The 19,032-nt window shown below is 45.2% G+C and carries 16 protein-coding genes; 7 read left to right on the top strand and 9 right to left on the bottom strand.

Annotation, left to right across the window (positions count from 1 at the left end):
* The first annotated feature begins 52 nt into the window (after positions 1 to 52).
* From LZG73_RS11125 to LZG73_RS11115, 3 genes are read left to right on the top strand one after another with little or no spacing between them, the layout of a single operon-like run.
* Complete coding sequence (locus LZG73_RS11125; protein WP_233848841.1) at positions 53 to 2,374, top strand: PSD1 and planctomycete cytochrome C domain-containing protein; 2,322 nt, start codon at positions 53 to 55, stop codon at positions 2,372 to 2,374.
* Positions 2,375 to 2,407: 33 nt separating this feature from the next.
* Positions 2,408 to 3,862, top strand: coding sequence for a DUF1501 domain-containing protein (locus LZG73_RS11120; RefSeq protein WP_233848840.1), 1,455 nt, complete (start codon positions 2,408 to 2,410; stop codon positions 3,860 to 3,862).
* Between the two features lie 38 nt (positions 3,863 to 3,900).
* Complete coding sequence (locus LZG73_RS11115) at positions 3,901 to 6,072, top strand: c-type cytochrome domain-containing protein (RefSeq protein ID WP_233848839.1); 2,172 nt, start codon at positions 3,901 to 3,903, stop codon at positions 6,070 to 6,072.
* 7 nt (positions 6,073 to 6,079) lie between these two features.
* Here the strand turns inward: LZG73_RS11115 and LZG73_RS11110 are convergent, their stop codons facing one another.
* Together LZG73_RS11110 and LZG73_RS11105 are read right to left on the bottom strand one after the other, a co-directional pair.
* Entirely contained in the window at positions 6,080 to 7,258 is a 1,179-nt protein-coding gene (locus LZG73_RS11110; RefSeq protein ID WP_233848838.1) for an AGE family epimerase/isomerase, read from the bottom strand.
* A gap of 127 nt (positions 7,259 to 7,385) precedes the next feature.
* Positions 7,386 to 7,715 carry a hypothetical protein gene (locus LZG73_RS11105; RefSeq protein WP_233848837.1) on the bottom strand — a complete coding sequence of 110 codons (330 nt, stop codon included), beginning with the start codon at positions 7,713 to 7,715 and terminating at the stop codon, positions 7,386 to 7,388.
* Positions 7,716 to 7,936: 221 nt separating this feature from the next.
* Between LZG73_RS11105 and LZG73_RS11100 the strand changes: the two genes are divergently transcribed.
* On the top strand, positions 7,937 to 9,220 hold the full coding sequence (locus tag LZG73_RS11100) for a sorbosone dehydrogenase family protein (protein ID WP_233848836.1): 1,284 nt from the start codon (positions 7,937 to 7,939) through the stop codon (positions 9,218 to 9,220).
* Positions 9,221 to 9,284: 64 nt separating this feature from the next.
* Here LZG73_RS11100 and LZG73_RS11095 read toward each other — a convergent pair whose 3' ends face one another.
* Complete coding sequence (locus LZG73_RS11095) at positions 9,285 to 10,067, bottom strand: DUF1080 domain-containing protein (RefSeq protein ID WP_233848830.1); 783 nt, start codon at positions 10,065 to 10,067, stop codon at positions 9,285 to 9,287.
* 248 nt (positions 10,068 to 10,315) lie between these two features.
* Here LZG73_RS11095 and LZG73_RS11090 point away from each other — a divergent pair, with 248 nt between their 5' ends.
* Entirely contained in the window at positions 10,316 to 10,819 is a 504-nt protein-coding gene (locus tag LZG73_RS11090) for a C13 family peptidase (RefSeq protein WP_233848829.1), read from the top strand.
* Between the two features lie 82 nt (positions 10,820 to 10,901).
* Here the strand turns inward: LZG73_RS11090 and LZG73_RS11085 are convergent, their stop codons facing one another.
* The 3 genes from LZG73_RS11085 to LZG73_RS11075 are packed head-to-tail and all read right to left on the bottom strand — an operon-like array spanning position 10,902 to position 13,785.
* A complete protein-coding gene (locus tag LZG73_RS11085) occupies positions 10,902 to 13,277 on the bottom strand; it encodes a prolyl oligopeptidase family serine peptidase (RefSeq protein WP_233848828.1) in 2,376 nt (791 codons plus the stop codon).
* Positions 13,278 to 13,313: 36 nt separating this feature from the next.
* Positions 13,314 to 13,601, bottom strand: coding sequence for a hypothetical protein (locus LZG73_RS11080; RefSeq protein WP_233848825.1), 288 nt, complete (start codon positions 13,599 to 13,601; stop codon positions 13,314 to 13,316).
* Positions 13,602 to 13,623: 22 nt separating this feature from the next.
* Positions 13,624 to 13,785 carry a hypothetical protein gene (locus LZG73_RS11075; RefSeq protein ID WP_233848824.1) on the bottom strand — a complete coding sequence of 54 codons (162 nt, stop codon included), beginning with the start codon at positions 13,783 to 13,785 and terminating at the stop codon, positions 13,624 to 13,626.
* Positions 13,786 to 13,901: 116 nt separating this feature from the next.
* Here LZG73_RS11075 and LZG73_RS11070 point away from each other — a divergent pair, with 116 nt between their 5' ends.
* A complete protein-coding gene (locus LZG73_RS11070; RefSeq protein ID WP_233848823.1) occupies positions 13,902 to 16,403 on the top strand; it encodes a M1 family aminopeptidase in 2,502 nt (833 codons plus the stop codon).
* Positions 16,404 to 16,430: 27 nt separating this feature from the next.
* Here LZG73_RS11070 and LZG73_RS11065 read toward each other — a convergent pair whose 3' ends face one another.
* The gene (locus LZG73_RS11065; protein ID WP_233848822.1) at positions 16,431 to 16,814 is read right to left on the bottom strand and encodes a VOC family protein; all 384 of its coding nucleotides are present in this window, start codon (positions 16,812 to 16,814) and stop codon (positions 16,431 to 16,433) included.
* 168 nt (positions 16,815 to 16,982) lie between these two features.
* Entirely contained in the window at positions 16,983 to 17,858 is an 876-nt protein-coding gene (locus LZG73_RS11060) for a helix-turn-helix domain-containing protein (protein ID WP_233848814.1), read from the bottom strand.
* A 34-nt stretch (positions 17,859 to 17,892) separates the two neighbouring features.
* On the opposite strand from LZG73_RS11060, the gene LZG73_RS11055 reads away from it, so the two are divergent.
* Complete coding sequence (locus LZG73_RS11055) at positions 17,893 to 18,393, top strand: DinB family protein (protein ID WP_233848813.1); 501 nt, start codon at positions 17,893 to 17,895, stop codon at positions 18,391 to 18,393.
* On the opposite strand, the gene LZG73_RS11050 is transcribed toward LZG73_RS11055, so the two are convergent.
* Positions 18,390 to 19,028 carry an HAD family hydrolase gene (locus LZG73_RS11050; protein ID WP_233848810.1) on the bottom strand — a complete coding sequence of 213 codons (639 nt, stop codon included), beginning with the start codon at positions 19,026 to 19,028 and terminating at the stop codon, positions 18,390 to 18,392. The two genes, LZG73_RS11055 and LZG73_RS11050, sit on opposite strands and share 4 nt — an antisense overlap.
* Between the last annotated feature and the right edge of the window lie 4 nt (positions 19,029 to 19,032).

Genomic DNA, 19,032 nt, shown 5'->3' with positions numbered 1-19,032 from the left:
TTAATTAGTTATATTAAGTAAAAATGTCCATTTGCTACCTGAACCCACGGATATGATTTTTAGAGGAAGTTCATTTGCGGCTATGCTGCTGGCAGGATTGGCATTTTGTTTCCAGGCCTGCAACAAATCAACAGACAACCAGGCTGTTGAAGAGGCGATTCCAAAGGAGGTTAGCTACAACTTCGACATTCGCCCGATCCTGTCTGACAAGTGCCTCGCATGTCACGGCCCGGACGCCAACAAGCGAGAGGCCGGGCTGAGATTGGACGTGGCTGAAAGTGCTTTCAAAGCAATGCAGGAAAATCCCAAAGCGCATGCACTCGTGGCAGGAAAGCCAGAGTTGTCCGAGGTTTTTTTGCGCATTACTTCACCCGACACGTCACTGCGCATGCCGCCCGCGGGCTCCAATCTGAAACTGACACAACGCGAAATAGATCTGATTGAAAAATGGATCAAACAAGGTGCCAAATATGAAAAGCACTGGGCCTTTGTCGCGCCAAAAAAACCAGCATTGCCGGAAGTTGGGCAAAAGGATTGGCCAAAAAATGAGATCGATTATTTCATCCTCGAAAAGCAGGAGCAAAAAGGCCTTGAACCCAATGAGGAAGCGGACAAAGAGCGACTTCTCAAACGACTCGCCCTGGACCTCACCGGATTGCCTCCGACATTGCAAATGATGGACGAATTCATGGCCGACAATAGTGAAATGGCATATGATAAAATGGTTGATCAGCTTTTGAAAACTCCCGCTTATGGTGAAAAGATGTCGCTTCACTGGCTTGATCTGGCCCGTTATGCAGATTCACACGGTTATCAGGATGATGGTTACCGCACGCAATGGCCCTGGCGCGACTGGGTGATCCACGCATTCAACGAAAATATGCATTATAATGACTTCGTAACTTGGCAGTTAGCCGGTGATTTGCTGCCTAACAGTTCCAAAGAACAATTGCTTGCGACAGGTTTTAACCGAAATCATAAAATTACCGAAGAAGGCGGCGTCATCCCCGAAGAATATCGCGTCATGTATGTGACGGATCGCAACGACTTGTTTGGCAAAGGGTTACTCGGAGTCACACTCGAATGTGCGCATTGCCACGACCACAAATACGACCCGTTTTCGCAAAAAGAATATTATCAGATGTTCGCCTTTTTCAACAATGTCAAAGAAGTGGGCATTGAATCGGTTATCGGCGGTCCTGAAACTTATGCCAAGAAACCGTTGATGGAGATTAGCAATGACGATGTGAAAAAGATCCTGACTTTCATCAATAAGCCGGATACAAATCAGCTCATTGTTTCCGTAATGGGCGATCTGGACACATTACGGAAAACGCACATTCTCAAACGCGGCGTTTACGACGCGCCGGGCGAGGAAGTGCAGCCTGCAACACCAGCCTCCATTTTGCCATTTGATAAAAACCTTCCGAAAAATAGGTTAGGACTTTCCAAATGGCTTTTTGATAAACGAAATCCTTTGACTGCAAGAGTTTATGTAAACATTCTATGGCAGGAATTTTTCGGAAAAGGCATTGTTAAAACCTCCGGCGACTTTGGTATGCAAGGTGAACTTCCGTCACATCCCGCCTTGCTCGACTGGCTCGCAACCGACTTTATGGAACACAATTGGGACATTAAACGCCTTGTAAAGCAAATGGTTACTTCGGCAACTTACAAGCAGTCGGCAGTTATTACAAAAGAAAAACTTGCCACGGACCCCGATAACATTTTACTCGCCCGTGGCCCGCGTTATCGTATTCATGCCGAATTTATCAAAGACCTCGTGCTTGCCAGCAGCGGCTTGCTCAACAAAACCATAGGCGGTCCGAGCGTGAAGCCTTACCAGCCTGCCGGACTCTGGGAAGGCGCCACTTCGGGGCGTGGATTGCTGTCAGTTTATAACCAGGATCATGGTGGTGCATTGTATCGCCGCGGCATGTACACATTGATCAAAAGGACGGTTCCGCCGCCGACCATGAGCATATTCGACGCCAGTAATCGCGATTTATGCGAGGTGAAAAGGCTTAAAACCAACACGCCATTGCAGGCCTTGGTAATGATGAATGATCCGGCTGTGCTGGAAGCGTCACGCGTGCTGGCAGCCAAGCTTTTACAGGAAAAAACCATCGGCAAAGACAAGATTATCAAGGCATTTAGGCTCATCGTTTGCAGAAAGCCAAATGAAAAAGAACTGGATGTGCTGACGGCTTATTATGACAAACAATTGCGATCCATTAAGCCGGCGATAGCGGAAAAAATGGTGGCGGTCGGAGAATATCCATTGACACGGAACGTGGATAAAAAGGCGCAGGCAGCATTGATGCGCGTAATTTCTACGATTTACAATCTGGAAGAAACCATAACAAAATCTTAAAGCGGATGGCTTACGGCCGAAGTTTGCAAGCATATGGAAAAGGAAATATTAGAGCACGGATTTAATTTCAACAGAAGACGTTTTTTGTCTTCCATGAGCCTGGGCCTGGGAAGTGTTGCGTTAGGCTCGCTGCTGATGCCCGATCTGCTGAATGGGGGAGGGCTGGAAGAAGAAGGGCTGGCGCCAGGCATTCCTCATTTTGCTCCGAAAGCGAAACGGGTCATTTATTTGTTTCAAAATGGCGCGCCTTCGCAGCAGGAGCTGTTTGATTACAAACCCAAACTCCGTGAAATGCTAGGCAAAGAAATTCCGCCGTCTGTTCGCGGAACCCAGCGCTTAACAGGCATGACAGCCAATCAGGCGTCTTTTCCGCTTGTCGGTTCGTTCGTTGATTTCAAGCAATATGGCGAATCGCGTGCTTGGGTGAGTGATTTGATGCCTTACACGGCCAAGATCGTGAATGATCTTTGCTTTGTAAAATCAATGTACACGGAGGCCATTAACCACGATCCAGCTTTAACATTCCTGCAAACAGGTTCGCAACAGGGAAACCGCCCGAGTATGGGTTCGTGGCTTAGTTACGGACTTGGTAATGAGAACAAAAATCTGCCGAATTTCACCGTTCTGCTTTCGCGCGGCGTAGGCAATGGCCAAGGTGTCTATTCAAAATTGTGGTCCAATGGTTTTCTGGATTCCGTGCACCAGGGTGTGCAATTCAGCAAAGGTGAAGATCCGGTTTTATATTTGCGCGACCCTGAGGGAATGGACCGGCACGACCGCAGGGAGATGCTCGACAATCTCTCGCAACTCAATGAGCTGTCATACCAGGAATTTGGCGATCCCGAGATTTCTGCCAAAATCAAACAATACGAAATGGCTTATCGCATGCAAACTGCGGTGCCCGAAGTGATGGATTTGTCCAAAGAATCCGACGACATTATCAAGCTTTATGGCCCGGAATGTCTTGTTCCCGGCACTTATGCGGCCAATTGTTTGCTCGCACGAAAACTATCCGAAAATGGCGTCCGGTTTGTGCAGCTTTATCATCAGGGCTGGGACCAGCACGGCAACTTGCCATTTGAAATTGCAAAACAGGCCATGGATGTGGACCAAGCGTCGGCCGCATTGGTTACGGACCTGAAACAGCGCGGGTTACTGGACGAAACGCTCGTAATTTGGGGCGGGGAGTTTGGCCGGACAAGTTACACTCAGGGCAAGCTTACCGCCGACAATTACGGCCGCGATCACCACCCGAGATGCTTCACCATATGGATGGCAGGAGGCGGAATCAAGCCGGGAATGGTTTACGGCGAAACGGATGAACTTGGATATAACATTGCAAAAGATCCGGTGCATGTGCATGATTTTCAGGCAACTGTGCTGCATCAGCTCGGCTTGAACCATGAAAAGTTAGTCTTCAAACATTTGGGAAGAAGATATCGCCTGACTGATGTCTCAGGTAAGGTTGTGAAGGACATTATTAGTTAAGCAGCAACGCGTGGATTAAACTTTATCAGCTATTTTTAATGCATTTGAGATTCAGGGTTTTTGCAGAACAGTTATTGGTTGCCGCTAATATCTTCATTTTATTTTTACTGATCTTCGAAAGCAAACTGGTCATTCCAGCCTGGTTACAGACCGTCGGTCGCATGCATCCGCTGATCCTCCATTTCCCGATTGTAATCTTGCTTATCGCAATGCTTTTTGAGTTTTTTCGCTTCAAACCTGAATATGCAACCAATCTGTTTTATAAAAATTTCCTGCAAAACCTGCTTCTGGTCGGCGCGTTATTTGCTGCCGTTACAGTGGTTATGGGTCTGTTTTTGTCGAGAGAAGACGGTTATTCGGGCGACATTCTCGCCTATCACAAGTGGACAGGAGCCGGTATTTTCTTCATTGCTTCAATCATTTATTTTATTCGAAATTCGGGTTGGTATAAAGCTCCAATTGCGAAAGCGGGCGCATTTGTGACCGTGATTGCATTGGTGATGACGGGGCATTATGGCGCCGCATTAACGCATGGCAGTAATTTTATCTGGGAACCCATTGATAATCAAAAAATTGTTGCAGCTGTTCCATTGGACCAAGCCGTTGTTTTTAGCAATGTGATCCAGCCGATTTTGGAGCAAAAATGCACAAGCTGCCATAACCCGGACAAGCTGAAAGGCCAGCTTAATCTGGAAGACGCAGCAGCGTTGCTGAAAGGAGGGAAGTCGGGGAAGTTGTTCGTTGCGGGCAATCCGGCGATTAGTTTGTTGTTGAAACGGCTCCATTTGCCGATGGAGGACAAAAAGCATATGCCGCCAAAGGGCAAGGCGCAGCTCACTATGCAGGAAATTTCTCTGCTTAGGCTTTGGGTAAAAGAACACGCCGAATTCAAACAAAAATTAACAGCATTAGCCCCAAATGACTCGCTACGTTTGCTTGCCGTTGCTTATTTACAGCCAATTAAGAAGGAAATCGAATATGAATTTCCGCATGCCGACGAAGAAACCATTGCCAAGCTCAACACCGATTACCGGACTATTTTACCCTTAGCAAGGGAGTCGCCGGCATTGGCGGTTAACATTTACAACAGCGCCACTTATGATGTGAAGCAGCTGGATGAACTGAGTAAAATTAAGCAGCAGGTTATCTCACTTAATTTGAACAAAATGCCTGTTAAAGACGCTGATTTGAGCAGTGTTGCGCAATTCGAGAACCTGCGAAAACTGGATCTCAACTTTACTGACGTAACCGCCAATGGTTTGAAATCACTTGCTTCCTTAAAGCATTTGGAAAGCCTTACATTATCGGGCACAAATGTCGGTTTCAACGATCTTAAAGCGTTATTGCCTGATTTGAAACCGCTCAAAACGGTGGCTGTCTGGGATACAAAACTCACAGCAGCTGATGTCGAAAACCTGCAAAAGGAAAATAAGAACGTGCAAATCATCGGTGGCTTTAAGGATGATGGCAAAAATCCGCTCAAACTCAATCCACCCCAGGTGAAGAACAACTCAACGATCTTTGCCGAGTCGCTTGCATTGGAATTGCGCCATCCGATCAAGAATGTTGACATCCGTTATACAACGGACGGCACCGAACCCGACAGCATTCATTCACCGCTTTTCGATAAAATGATCGTAACCAAAAGCGGCATAATCAAGGCGCGTGCATTTAAAAATGGCTGGTTTGGCAGCGATTTGGCGATATTCGAATTTTTCAAAAGCGCTTACAAGCCGGACAGCGTCAACCTGCTCAAACCCTTAAACCGGGTCCATCAGGCAGAGGGCGCTAAGACATTCTTTGATCATAAACTTGGTGCAATCGGTGCCAACAATCCTGCCTGGGCGAACAATTGGGCTGGCGCAAAAGATAACGAAATGGCGTTTGTGTCGGAATTTAAAAAACCGGTGACTATTTCTTCGTTGGGAATCCACTATATGGTGGAGGAAGACACGGGAATTTTTCCGCCGGAGTCGGTTGAGATCTGGGGCGGAGACGATGCGTCAAATTTGAAATTACTGGGAAAAATTAATGCGCCTATGCCTTCAAAGGGTGACAAGCCGAGCTTGAAAACGGTCCAGGGATCATTCAAGCCACAAAATGTTTCTTATTTGAAAATTGTTGCTAAGCCATTGAGTAAGATGCCCGATTGGCACAAAAACAAAGGCAACAAAGCACTGCTCCTTGTTGATGAAATGTTCCTTAATTAATTCAATGTCAAGCTTTTGAGACGCGTCGTAACATTTCTGCGCAAGCGCGGGCATTGTGATATGGACATTTCCAGAAGTTGATCTTATCGCCTTTCACCGGCGTGCCGTCCGCTTTGACCGTCCCATGCCATTCGCCTTTTTCATGGTCCACAAACTTATCGACCACATAATCCCAGCTTCGCGCTGCTTTGACCTCAAACTGCTCTTCCTTTGTCAGTTGATATGCGTTGTAAAAGCCAACCATCTGCTCGGCGGCGACCCACCAGGCTCTGTCTGTTTGCAAATGTTTGGTTGCCGGGTCGTATTCATAATTGAGCGCACCGTCAGCGGCCAGGCCTTTGCTTGCAGCATTGGCCATTGCAATCGACACTTTTTTCAACTTTGCAATCAGTTCTTCATCATGCAGAATCTCGGCCGTTTCAAACAAAAGCCATGATGCTTCAATGTCATGACCGTAGGAAATAATGTTGTCTTTTGGCTTCCATTGCTCGTCGAAAAACAACCGCATTGTGTTGGTTTCAGGGTTTACAATGCGTGTCACAATGGCTTCCAGCATGTCCGCAGTTTGCTTTCTCAGCTTTTTATCCGGCCACACGCTGTACAAATTTGTGTAAGCTTCCACCAAATGCAAATGCGTGTTCATGCTTTTATTCCACGGACTTTTGCTCAAAATATAGTCGTCGGTTTTAGACCAGTCACGCGCAAAAGCTTCACGATAACCGCCATTGATCGGGTCAAATGCATGTTTTTCGATCACATCAAAAAGTGCTTTTGCCTGGTCCAACGCAGGCTGATGGTGCGTGACACGATAATATTCGCTTAAACCATACATGGCAAACGCATTGCCGTAAATCTGTTTTTTCGTTTCCAGCGGAGAGCCGTCAGCATTTACAGACCAGTAAACACCGCCGTGCTCAGGATCAAAAAAGTTTTTGACCAATTGCTGATAAGCCCTGTCGGCAAGCGTAAGATAATTGGCTTGTTTTAAAAGCCGGTGGGCCAGGGAGTAAGTCCACAGGATGCGACCTGTTAAAACGACTGAGCGCGGCGAATCCTTGACAGGCTGGTTGTCGTAGTTAACTTGCCCATAAAAGCCGCCTTTTTCAGGATCAGGGCCGTATTTTTCCCAATAACTTAAAATGTTGATGAGTTCTTCTTTAAAAGCTTCGGGGGTAAATGCAGCCATTTTTCAAATCGGTTTTAGGAAAAAGCAACCCGGCAATCATTCATACTTATCATCCACTTTGCCCGAAAAGCACATAAAAAAAGGCCGGAAACATTTTTCCAGCCCTTGTAAATATGTTGTAAAACGATTAATCTCCCTGGTTTTCTTCCAGATTATCGTGATTGTCGCCGCCGAGGCTGTAATAATTGTTCTCTTCGTCTTCTTTGCCAATCATTTCATCTGCGTCGTCATCCTCAGAACCCGGAACATCCAGATCATCGCCAATCAAATCGTCTTCAAATGATTTCTCATTCCAATCGTCGGATTCAAGTTCTATTTCACTTTTCAACTTAGAAATGTCCTCCGGATCAATGTCGCTGTCAATCAGGCCCTGACGAAAAATGTCTTCTTCCGCGGGATAGTTTCCTGGCAAATCTTCGTCAAACAAGTCATCTTCGTCATCATCAAATGGATTCATAGCCTTGATATTTATTGGTTTGGTAGTTTGAAGGGTTGACTTTCCTTCCTTTTACGTTTCAAAGATGTCAAAAAAAATCATTCCATTTTACATTTGTTTAAGGAAAATTGAGGCATTCGGACAAGTAATAAGCTTTCATGGAAATGCTTTCTAGGATACAAACCAATTAACTCGGCGCGGCCGTTAACCTTTTATTCTTTTAACTCCTTACAACTTATTGCATGCAACGAAAATTAACAAAAATCACAGGCACATTTTTAGCGATTGCAGGAGCCACTGGCCTCTTCGCATATCGGAATGCTCCTGTCAACCCATCCGTTTCAGTTCACCAAAAATCACCCATTGAAGCATCGGAACTGAAACTGCCTGCTGGCTTTTCTGCAAAAATTCTCGCGACTGATCTCGGCGCAACGCGGCATATAGTGATCGGGAAGAACGGCGATATGTATGTGAAGCTCTCGAAACTGAAAGACGGAAAGGGAATTTACCACATTAAAGATGCCAATGGTGATGGTGAAATCGAGTCGAAAACACTTTTTGGAGATTATCCGGGAACGGGCATTGCGATCAAGAACGGCTATTTGTTCAGCTCTTCCAACAAGGGTGTTTTCAGATACAAGCTTAATGATAAGGAGGAAGTTATAGATTTTGAAAAACCTGAGAAGATCATTGAAGGCTTAACGGATCATGGTCGGGATAATGCCAAGCCGCTTGCACTCGATAATGAGGGTAACATTTACGTGACGGTGGGTTCATATAGCGACAATTGCCGCGAAACCGGCTCGGGAAAAGGCATGTCGCCGTGCACAATCCTGGATTCTGCGGGAGGCGTCTGGAAGTTTAAAGCAGATAAAGCAGGCCAGACTTTCTCTGACGGAGTTCGTTTTGCAACGGGTGTGAAAAACGCAGTTGGCATTGATTGGGACAACAAAACCAATGCATTGTACGCGACGGTTCACGGCCGCGGGAAGTTCGACGACTTCTACCCTCAATATTATACGCCGAAGCATAGCGCTGAGCTTCCGGCCGAAACGCTTTATAAATTAAAGGAGGGCGACGATGCGGGTTGGCCTTACATTTACTACGATCATTTTCAAAATAAAAAAATCCTTGCACCAGAATACGGCGGCGATGGTAAAAAGACGTCGGGAGAGAAAGCAATCGATCCATTGGTTGCATTTCCGGCTCACCTCGGCCCGAACTCGATTATGTTTTACACAGGAAATTTGTTTCCTGCCAGATACAAAAACGGCGCATTCATTGCTTTTCACAGCCAGTCGGCAGAGCTGAAAAAGGGCTATATGGTTGCGTTTGTGCCTTTTGTTAATGGCAAAGCGGGGAAATGGGAGATTTTTGCAGACAATTTTGCAGGAACTGATCTTGTTAAGCCAACCGGCCCGATCCAGCACAGGCCATGCGGACTGGCGCAAGGCCCGGACGGCGCGCTGTATGTAACAGACGACCTGAATGGCACAATTTTCAAAATTGATTACAAGAAGAAATAATCATTAGTAATTGAAAAGGCCTGTCTGAACGAATCCAGACAGGCCTTTTTTATGGCTTTTGATTTTAAAAATTGGTATCTGCTTTATCCAGCTTCTCTTCCTTTATCCAGATATTTCGGTAATAAACGTCGTGACCTTCCGACTGTAATTTCAAACCGCCCGGTGTGTCTGTAATGCCCTTTCCGCCATCATTCCCGCCGTCAATTCCGGAATTAGGTCCTCCCCAAACCTGACTGATGGCTTGATTGGAATGCACTTTTTTGCCATTGAAATAAAGCGTTACCAAAGGTTTTTCAACCAATTTCCCGTCTTTGAATCGTGCCGCACGGAACAGAATGTCGTAAGCATTCCATTTGCCAATGCCGTTGTATGCGAAATAAGGCGATTTCGATTCATTAATCACAGCCGCCATTCCGTGCGACGTTGTGTCGCCGTCGAGCACTTGAATCTCGTAACGATTCTGTAAGTAAACACCGCTGTTTCCGCCCTCTTTGGTTATAAAAAATTCGACGTGCGCACGAAAATCTTTGAACTGCTTTTTGGTAACGATGTCGGCGGAACCGTATTTTCCGCCGGCTGATGCGGGGTCATTGCAGTTGATCACTGTCCCTTTATCCACCGGATCGTTCACCACTGTCCACTTGATAGGCGGCTTCGCAGCAAATCGGGGACCTTCCCAATAGATCCATTTCTCGTCCAGCATTTTTCTGCTGCCGTCCATGAAAACTTCCGCGCCTGCGGGTGCCTTTGTGCCTACGCCGACCTGGGCTTGTACAATGGTTGCGCACATCACGACCATCGCCGACGCAGGAAGGATTGTGCTTATTTTAGAAAAAATGCTGTTCATATCAGGAGTTTAAGGTGACAACAACATAAGTCTTTCTGTTTTTGTAAATACTCTTTTACCCAACTCATTTTGTCATCTTGTAGAACAAGCACCACAGCAAATCTGACGTATAATGCTATAAAAATGAATGACTTCTGCAATTATAGATCTTATCGGAATAAAGTATGTCGATTTGGAAAGGGAACAGTTATTGATATAATCGCATCACTAAACAAAGTACATATTGAATTATTACGAGGCGAAAGAAGATGGAAACGACACCAAACAAAAGCATGAACACGGTAACCAGTGTATTTGCGACAAGGGCAGATGCGGAAAACGCTTATCAGTCCTTGATTAAATTCGGTTACAAGCCGGAAGAGATTACGTTAATCATGTCCGAGGAAACGTCCGAAAGGCTCTATCATTATAGTGAAAATGATGTTTACAACGGCCGCAAGTTGAAATACAGCGGAGCGAAAAGGCTGCAAGTTTCCAGGATCTCGGATGCATTGGAAGTGTTCGGAAGGTTTGTGGCAATTCCGGGACTGGCACTTGTAGTAGCGGGAATGCTGGACGAGGGCGGACAGCGTGCAATCGCAAGCACCGTGTTGTCGGATGAATACGCTACGTATTTTCAAAGACGCATTCAGGAAGGTGAAATATTGATCGATTTCGGTTTGCACAATCTGAAAGAAAGAAACCTGATCGTAAATCTTTGGGAGAATTACGGCGGTTATTCTTTGGTCAGAAAAGTCAGCGCAGCCGCTTAATTGCTGCGCCGATTTTCGGAAAGCGGAATGTTTTTATACGTTAAGCACAATTCGTGCTGTCAGAAATTACATAGCATCTTACTTAAAGTTTCTCGTCAAAAAGCTTCAAAATTCGCTTGTATTCGTCCGTCCACGAAGAAGCTTCTGCAAATGCATGGTCTTCCATCGGATAGGAGGCGAGTTCCCAATTACTTTTTCCCAATTCGATAAGGCGCTGCGAAAGTCGCACAACGTCTTGATAATGTACATTCACATCCACCATTCCGTGGCACATTAACAAGTTGTTTTTGAGACCGGCGGCGTGATAAATCGGCGAACTTTTGCGGTAAGCGAGACTGTCTGACTGAGGCTCATTCAAGATATTGGCTGTATAAGGATGATTGTACGCCGCCCAGTCTGTTACGGGCCGCAATGCTGCACCCGCAGTAAACACATCCGGCGTTGTAAACAGCGCCATCAATGTGATAAATCCGCCATAAGAACCTCCGTAAATGCCGATCTTTTTTGGATTGATGCCATAATTTTTGACCAACCATTTGGCGCCGTCTGTGTTGTCGGTCAAGTCTTTTCCACCCATAAAGCGATAAATGCCAGTCCGCCAATCCCGGCCATAGCCGGAGCTCGCACGATAATCCAGATCCAGCACGGTGTAACCTTTGTCTGTGAGCATGTTGTTGAACATATATTCCCTAAAATATTGGCTCCACCAATGATGCGCATTTTGCAGATATCCCGCTCCGTGAACAAAAATTACTGCTTTTCCATTGGACTTTCTTGGTTCGTAAACCCTGGCATAAATGTTCTGACCATCTGTTGCCTTAATGGTGACAACTTTTGCTTTTCGCCAGGGATAAGACAGGAATTCCGGACTTGTGGAATGTGTAATCTGTTCAGGTTGAGCAATTTTTCCATTGGCAACAGCAGGATTATCCATAACAAACAGTTCCCACGGCACATTGCTTTGCGAAAATCGAATGGCAAGTTTGGTTTCGTCTGGTGAGAGCGTGACTTCATTTGCTCCGGTTTGTTTGGTGATGCGCGTTCGCTGGCCGCCTGTTACAGCCATTCGATAAAAATGCTGTTCGCCGGGATGAATCTCGTTGGTAATGAGGTAAAAAAATTTCTTGTCTTTGGATAAAATCACATTCTGGACTTCAAAGTTTCCGGATGTTAGGGCCGTTTTTGTCCCGCTCGTAACGTCCAGACTGTAAACATGTGAGTAACCGGTTTCTTCACTTTGAAAATAAATTGTGTTGTCATCAAGAAACCCAATTTCGCCCGAGCTCATCGGATAGCCGCCAATTCCCGGGCCGCCAATCCAGGCCTCATCACGCTGGCGGTCAAGCAATTTCAATGTTAGTGTTTCAGGATCAAGAGCCATGATCCAGCGATCCTTGCCATCCATTGATCGCACAACAACGACCGCATTTTTGCCGTTTTCGGACCAAACCGGGCCGTTAACAACCACATCACGTTGCTTGTTTTTCCAGGCAGAATCTTGCTTGGGATAATCTTTTAAATAATCCGGCTTGTCACCAATGCCCGGAATGTCCTTAACGATGACTTTTTGCGTTGTGTCCTTTTTAACATTGTAAACCCAAAACTCTGATTCAGAAGCAGGTGCGCCTACTTTTGTTCTGGCTGAGATGTCCTCAGTAAAACCAGATTCCGTCACATAATTGGGGACAATGGTTGATTTTGCTGATTTATTTGCCTGCGTCAGTCTGTATGTTACAAAACCGCCATCGGGGCTAATTTGCTGGTTGGACACAATCTTTTCTCCTAAGAAAATCTCTTTGGGATAAGCCGTCTTGTCTGCATCCGTTATTTTTTTGCCCGCATCTTTTTTCTCTTTCCTTTCCTTCAAAACCTCAAACATGGAAAGCTGGTCGTCTTTTAAAAACTTTTCCTGACCATCCAGTTTTGCATCCGATTTTTTTGTTCTTGCTTTAAAATCAGTGAGTTGGCTTAGCATTCCGTCGGCTAGTGAAATGCTGAAAAGGTTCATTCCACGGGTAAAAATCACCTTTTGCTCATCGCCGCTGAAAGCGGGATTGCTCTCGCGTTCGACTGTGTTGGTAAGCTGGCGGATTCTGAAATCTCTTGTTGAGATCAAGAAAATGTCTCCATTCTTTTCGTAAAGGCGTTGTGTTTTTTGTTTGTCAAAAACATCACTTTTTGCAGGCAATGCTCTGCGCTCGGTCGGTGGCACTTTACTAATTTTCTTCGAGGCAAGATCATATCTGTACAGCGAATCGCCCGGATTTTTATCCGGATTCCAATTGAAATAAATCGTCTTGCTATCTTCCGACCACGCAATGTCACTAGGCGAAGTTCCGATCCAAACCTTAGGATCACGCATAATTTTCTCAACCGTAAGATTCCCCAACTTCTGGGCGCTGGTTGAACTGGAAAAAAGATAAATGAAAAGGAAGGCGAGACGTATAAATTTTGGCATGGAGAACCGGTTATGCAGAGCGAATTATAAATAAAATCAGTGATGATCCTGGTAAGGAATTGCCTTGATCAATCGAATGTTGTTGTATTCTTCGATTACAACCGTATTTTCTTCCGTGATGATCCCGCGCTTAATCCAATTGCTTACTGTTTGCGTGTTGGGAATGTTAAACCTTTTGCAATATTCGGCGATGGTAACCCAATCATGTAGTTCATATCTTTTTCCATCCTTCGAAAGATAATTCTTCGCCTCTTCAAGAGCTTCCCGGCTCTCAGACAAGAGCGTTTTCAATTCGTCCGACTTCGATTTTACTATTGTTTCCATATCGTTTTTCGTGATTTAAATTCTAAAACTTATCCGATCTTTTATCCAGAACTGAGAGCACTTCCATCATTTTAGAAATCACATCCAAAATCTGGTCTATTTCATCATTGGATAATGTGTCCTGGTTATCTCGCAAATACTGTCTTAACGCGGCGAGTCGCATTCGCAAATCAATTTCATTCACAGGTGTGTACAGTTAATATGGATAAAAATAATCAATGTTACGATACGTAACAAGCAGGCATTGGCGTAAAATTAAGGCGCTAAGTGCTATTTTTGACCTATACTGATAACTCACTTATGAAAATTTTTTGCTGGATTGCCTTTTTGCTGATGGTTTTGATACAGTTTGGTTGCGTTCAACGAGAATCCGAGACTCCTGAAAAAGGTGTCAGTTTCAAACTAAATGAAAGGCGTAAAAAGACGATCGACAGCATTCGTTACAACATTCAGCTTGACATTCCTGGTCAAAAAAGTGAGGCGATTAAGGGCATAGAGACCGTTTCGTTTAACCTCAACGCTCCCGATTCTGCGCTGGTTTTGGATTTCAATTCGGACAGCACGCACATTATTTCCATCCAGTCGGAAGGGGAGGAAATCGAGTTTGAGGTTGCAAATCAGCACATTATCATTGAACCCGAAGCGCTCAAAAAAGGAAGGAATACGCTGACAATCGGCTTTATTGCCGGCGATCTTTCGCTTAACCGGAGTGACGAATATTTATACACGCTCTTCGTCCCGGACCGCGCCTCGACATGTTTCCCACTTTTCGATCAGCCGAATCTCAAAGCAACTTACGCACTCACATTAAGCGTTCCCGAGCATTGGGAGGCCGTTTCCAATGGCAGTTTGAAATCGAAAACAATGCGCAGTGGGAAATCCGTTTTTCAGTTTGCGGAAACCAAACCCATTAGTTCATATTTATTTGCTTTTGCAGCTGGCAAATTCTTCAAAACGCAAAAAACATTGAATGGCCGGCCGATGACAATGTATTATCGGGAAACCGATTCGGCAAAGGTTGGTCGAAACAAGGACGAGATTTTCCGGTTGCACGCCAAATCGCTTTCCTGGCTGGAAGAATATAGCGGCATTCCTTATCCTTTTGAAAAGTTTGATTTTGCCCTTATCCCGTCGTTTCAATATGGTGGCATGGAGCATCCGGGCTCTATTTTTTACAATGAATCATCGCTTTTTCTGGACGAAAATGCGTCTGTGAACGAGCGCATGGCCCGTGCAAGCGTGATTGCGCATGAGTCGGCCCACATGTGGTTTGGCGATCTGGTGACGATGGATTGGTTCAATGATGTGTGGCTCAAAGAAGTTTTTGCCAATTTCATGGCTGCCAAGATCGTCCACCCGAGCTTTCCGGAGATTAATCACGAACTGCGCTTCCTCCTGGCACATTATCCCAATGCATACGATGTTGACCGGACCGCCGGGACAAATCCGATTTTGCAGGAACTGGGCAATTTGAAAAACGCCGGAACTTTGTACGGAGCCATCATTTACATGAAAGCACCCATTGTTATGCGGCAGCTGGAACGTAAAATCGGGGTGAAATTAATGCAGGAAAGCTTGCAGGAATATTTGAAAAAATACGCTTACAGCAATGCAAGATGGGACGATCTGATCCAGATTATTGACAAGAAAACCCCGCTAGACATTGCAGATTGGAGCAAGGTTTGGGTCAAAACCCCGGATATGCCAGTCTATCATTACAACGATTCTGATGTAAACAGATTGACTCAAAACCCGGATTCTGTTTCAAGCCGAACATGGCAGCAGCCCGTCCATTTCGCGGCCATTGAGCGAAAAAACGAGCAATTTTATTTCCCTAATCCAGACGGGACAGGCTACGGCTATTTTCAAATGGACAGTGTGAGTAAGGCCTCATTCTTTGAAACTTATAATGAATTTGGACATGCGATTTTATCCAAGCCAGTGTTTCGCGGTTCAATGCTGGTCAATATTTGGGAAGGATTTCTACGCGGTGACGGGCCTGCACCGGACACACTGTTAGCTCAGGTGCTTAGTGCATTGCCGAAGGAAAAAGATCCTTTGCTGACGGATTATTTGCTCGGAAGGCTGCAAAGCTTATGGTGGACTTTTTTAAGTGATGAGAGCCGGAGCAAATACCAGTCGGAAGTGGAAAAAGTGACCTGGGATCTGCTTAACCGGACAGCGGATAAAGGAATTAAGAAGTCGTATTTCCGAACATTCAAGCGTGTGGCGTTGAGCGCGGATGCTTATGGTAAAATGGAATCGCTTTGGAATGGAAAACTGGTCATTAAGGATTTGGCTTTGTCCGAAGAAGACAAAATTTCACTCGCATACGAGCTAGCGCTCAGAGCATCTGGCGATGTGGATGCGATTTTGCAAACACAAATGGATAGCACTAAAAACCCCGATCGCAAGGCTAGAATGCAGTTTGTAATTCCATCAATAAGTCAGGACGAGGCGAAGCGCGACGCATTTTTTGAATCCTTAAAAAAGCCGGGAAACCGGGAAAAGGAAGCTTGGGTGCTCGACGGTCTGGCCAATTTGCATCATCCTTTAAGAGCCAAGAGCGCCGTCAAATATTTGCGTCCGTCGCTTGATCTTTTGCAAGAAATCCAATTAACGGGCGACATTTTCTTTCCTACGCGCTGGACAAACACTACTTTTTCGGGACATTCAACTAGCGAAGTGACCAACATTGCCACGAAATTTCTCCAAGAGCATCCCGATTATCCATATTTCCTGAAAAATAAGATCCTACAAGCGGTTGATATGCCATCGCGCGCGGCGAAGTTGAAGCGATGATCTCTGATGCATTGAGATAGGCAAATGCTATTTCTCTTGACTGGGTGAATATTTGACAATATCGATCCCTATGCCATTGGGATCGGCAATCGCGAAATGCCGGTCGCCCCAAGGTTCGTCCCGCAGCGCAATCTTAATGTCTGCACCTTTGCTTTTCAAATCTTTGTAAACCTGATCAACATTGTCTACTTCAATGGTTAAATACATGCCCTGTCCCTGGAATTGCTTGTGAAAAAGGGGCTGTTGGGAAGGGTGTTCCGGCAGGAGGAAGCTGATCTCGCTTTCTTTTCCCGGCGTATGAAGCAACAGATAAAACTCGTTTTCGAATGTGACGCCAAAACCCAGCATTTTGGTATTAAAAGCTTTTGTTTCAGCCAATTTAGATGTGATTATTCCTGCGTTAAGTCTCATTTTCTTTGTGTTTTTAAGGTTTGAATTTATTTGAGAAAAAGCATTTGTTACAAAACTGCAAGCAGCGATCAAGATGAGTAAGCGTTTCATTTGCCCAGGGATTTAGGTGAATAATACGCTACGAAGATCTGAGAATTGGAAAGGCAAACATTGTAAAAATCGGACAAACTACCTACCAAAAGCTCGCCCCGGCGTGACGCCATAGAAGTTTTTGAATTCTTTGATAAAATGTGCCTGATCGTAGTAACCGTCGAAGAACAGCTTGTTCTCACGCAAACTTTGCTGTGAAGGTTTCGCTCTCAGGATGTTTTGGAAGCGCACGACTTTGCTGAAAGTCTTTGCCGTATCGCCAATGTAGTAGGTGAAAAGTCTCCTTAACTGTCGCGGGCTAATGCCAGTGTTAAGGTCTGTTTCAACATTGATCAGGCCATAGTTTTTGAGGATGATTGACAACGCCCCATAAAACCGATTGTCATGATTAAACACGGTTTTGGAAAGAATTGTAGTAAAGTAACTGTCCAATAAAGCCGTGATTTCCAACCCAGAAAGTTGATCGTGGAAATGAGAGGAAATAAATCTTGCAATTTCAGGAACAACGGATTCTAGCTGTTCGTAACGGTTACTCAACTCGGCAGCGTCTGTCCGGAAAATCTGTGGAAACATGGTGGGTAAAAATCGGACGCCCACGTAATTAAATGCATCGGTAAGAGGGAATTCGGTATATTTTTTACAGAAACCCATCACATAGCTGTCAGCAGGATCGGTTAGTTCAAAATAAATGTCAATGCATCCGTCGGCAACGACACGGTAATGGAATGGTTCGCTTAAAGTCTGTGAAGTCTGCAGTTGCCAGTAGCAATAAATGTAATCTTGAAGCAGTAGATTGGGCGAAAACTCAACGTAAGTGACGTTGTAAGCGGATTGCTTCACCGTCGGCTGGATGGGTGTGTACAGCTGTCTTATGTCTGTGAATTCCTTCAAATCGTTGGGTTTTGCCTGCTGTAATTGTGGAGTCGATTGTTGAAACCTGGGCGTAGCAGGCATTATTTTTTTAATTTAATGTAAAAAATATTCAGCTATGGACAACAAATCTTTTGCTGCGTCATACATTGAGGAGATTGACGCTGAGTATACTGCGACCAGAAAGTGCATCGAGCGAATCCCGGAATCGGTCTATGATTTCAAGCCGCATCCCAAATCAATGGAAATGGGTTATCTGACATTTCTTGTTGCAGAGATCCCGCTTTGGGTTGCGAAAATGGTTGAAGACGGCGTTATTGATTTTGTGACGTTTGAGCATTTTCAGACCAGGGAGACAGCTGCCCTAGTCAAACACTTTGACGAAAATATCCAACGCGCGAAAGAAGCACTGCAGAACGCTTCGGAAGAAGATTTCAATCGCGACTTCCAGCTTAAAAATGGTGGGCAGCTTTTATATGCTCAGCCAATGATAGCGGCAATTGGCTCTACCATTAACCATTGGGTGCATCACCGAGGGCAATTAACCGTTTACATGCGTCTTAACGACATTGCGGTTCCCTCCGTTTACGGGCCCTCGGCAGATGACAAGACGTTCTAATTCGGTGAAACCGGATCGAATCGTTCTTTTTTCAGATTTTCCAGAATTGCTTTTGTAGATTCAAATCCTGTATGGTGAAAGGCTCGCAAACCGAGCTTTTTCGCCATATTGGCAAACATAATGCGGTCGTCAAAGTAAACACATTGGCTTGGAGTTGCTTGTGCAATGCCCATGGCCAGCTCGAAGATACGCGGGTCTGGCTTGCGCATTTTGACTTCGCATGATGAGATGAAAGCATCAAAACACGTGTGAAGCTTGAATTTTTGGACACGATAATCGTTCAATTCCTTACCCTCGTTATTGATCGAAATGATTCGAAATCCGCAATCCTTCTTCCATTCTTTCAGCCATGCAAGCATTTCGGGAAGCTCGACGGATTGTGCATACATGAATTCCTTAAAATCTTCACGCACGAAATCCCTGGGATGGTTGAAGATGACCGTATCAAGATATTGATCAAGATTGACGCTGCCGATTTCATAGACGTTGAAAATAAAGTTGTGGAGCTGGTCCATTTCCTTGTAATCCAGTCCGAACTTCTCGGCCGCCAAAATCCGTGATTCATGCCCCCAGCCATTGCTTAGCAGCACACCACCGATATCGAAGAAGAGGATTTTCAAGTCACTTGTTTGCATTGCG

Origin of the sequence: Dyadobacter sp. CY326 (assembly GCF_021390515.1) — a bacterium.
Lineage (GTDB): Bacteria > Bacteroidota > Bacteroidia > Cytophagales > Spirosomataceae > Dyadobacter.
Note: the sequence above shows the minus strand (reverse complement) of the source record. Positions and strands in the feature narration are given on the sequence as shown.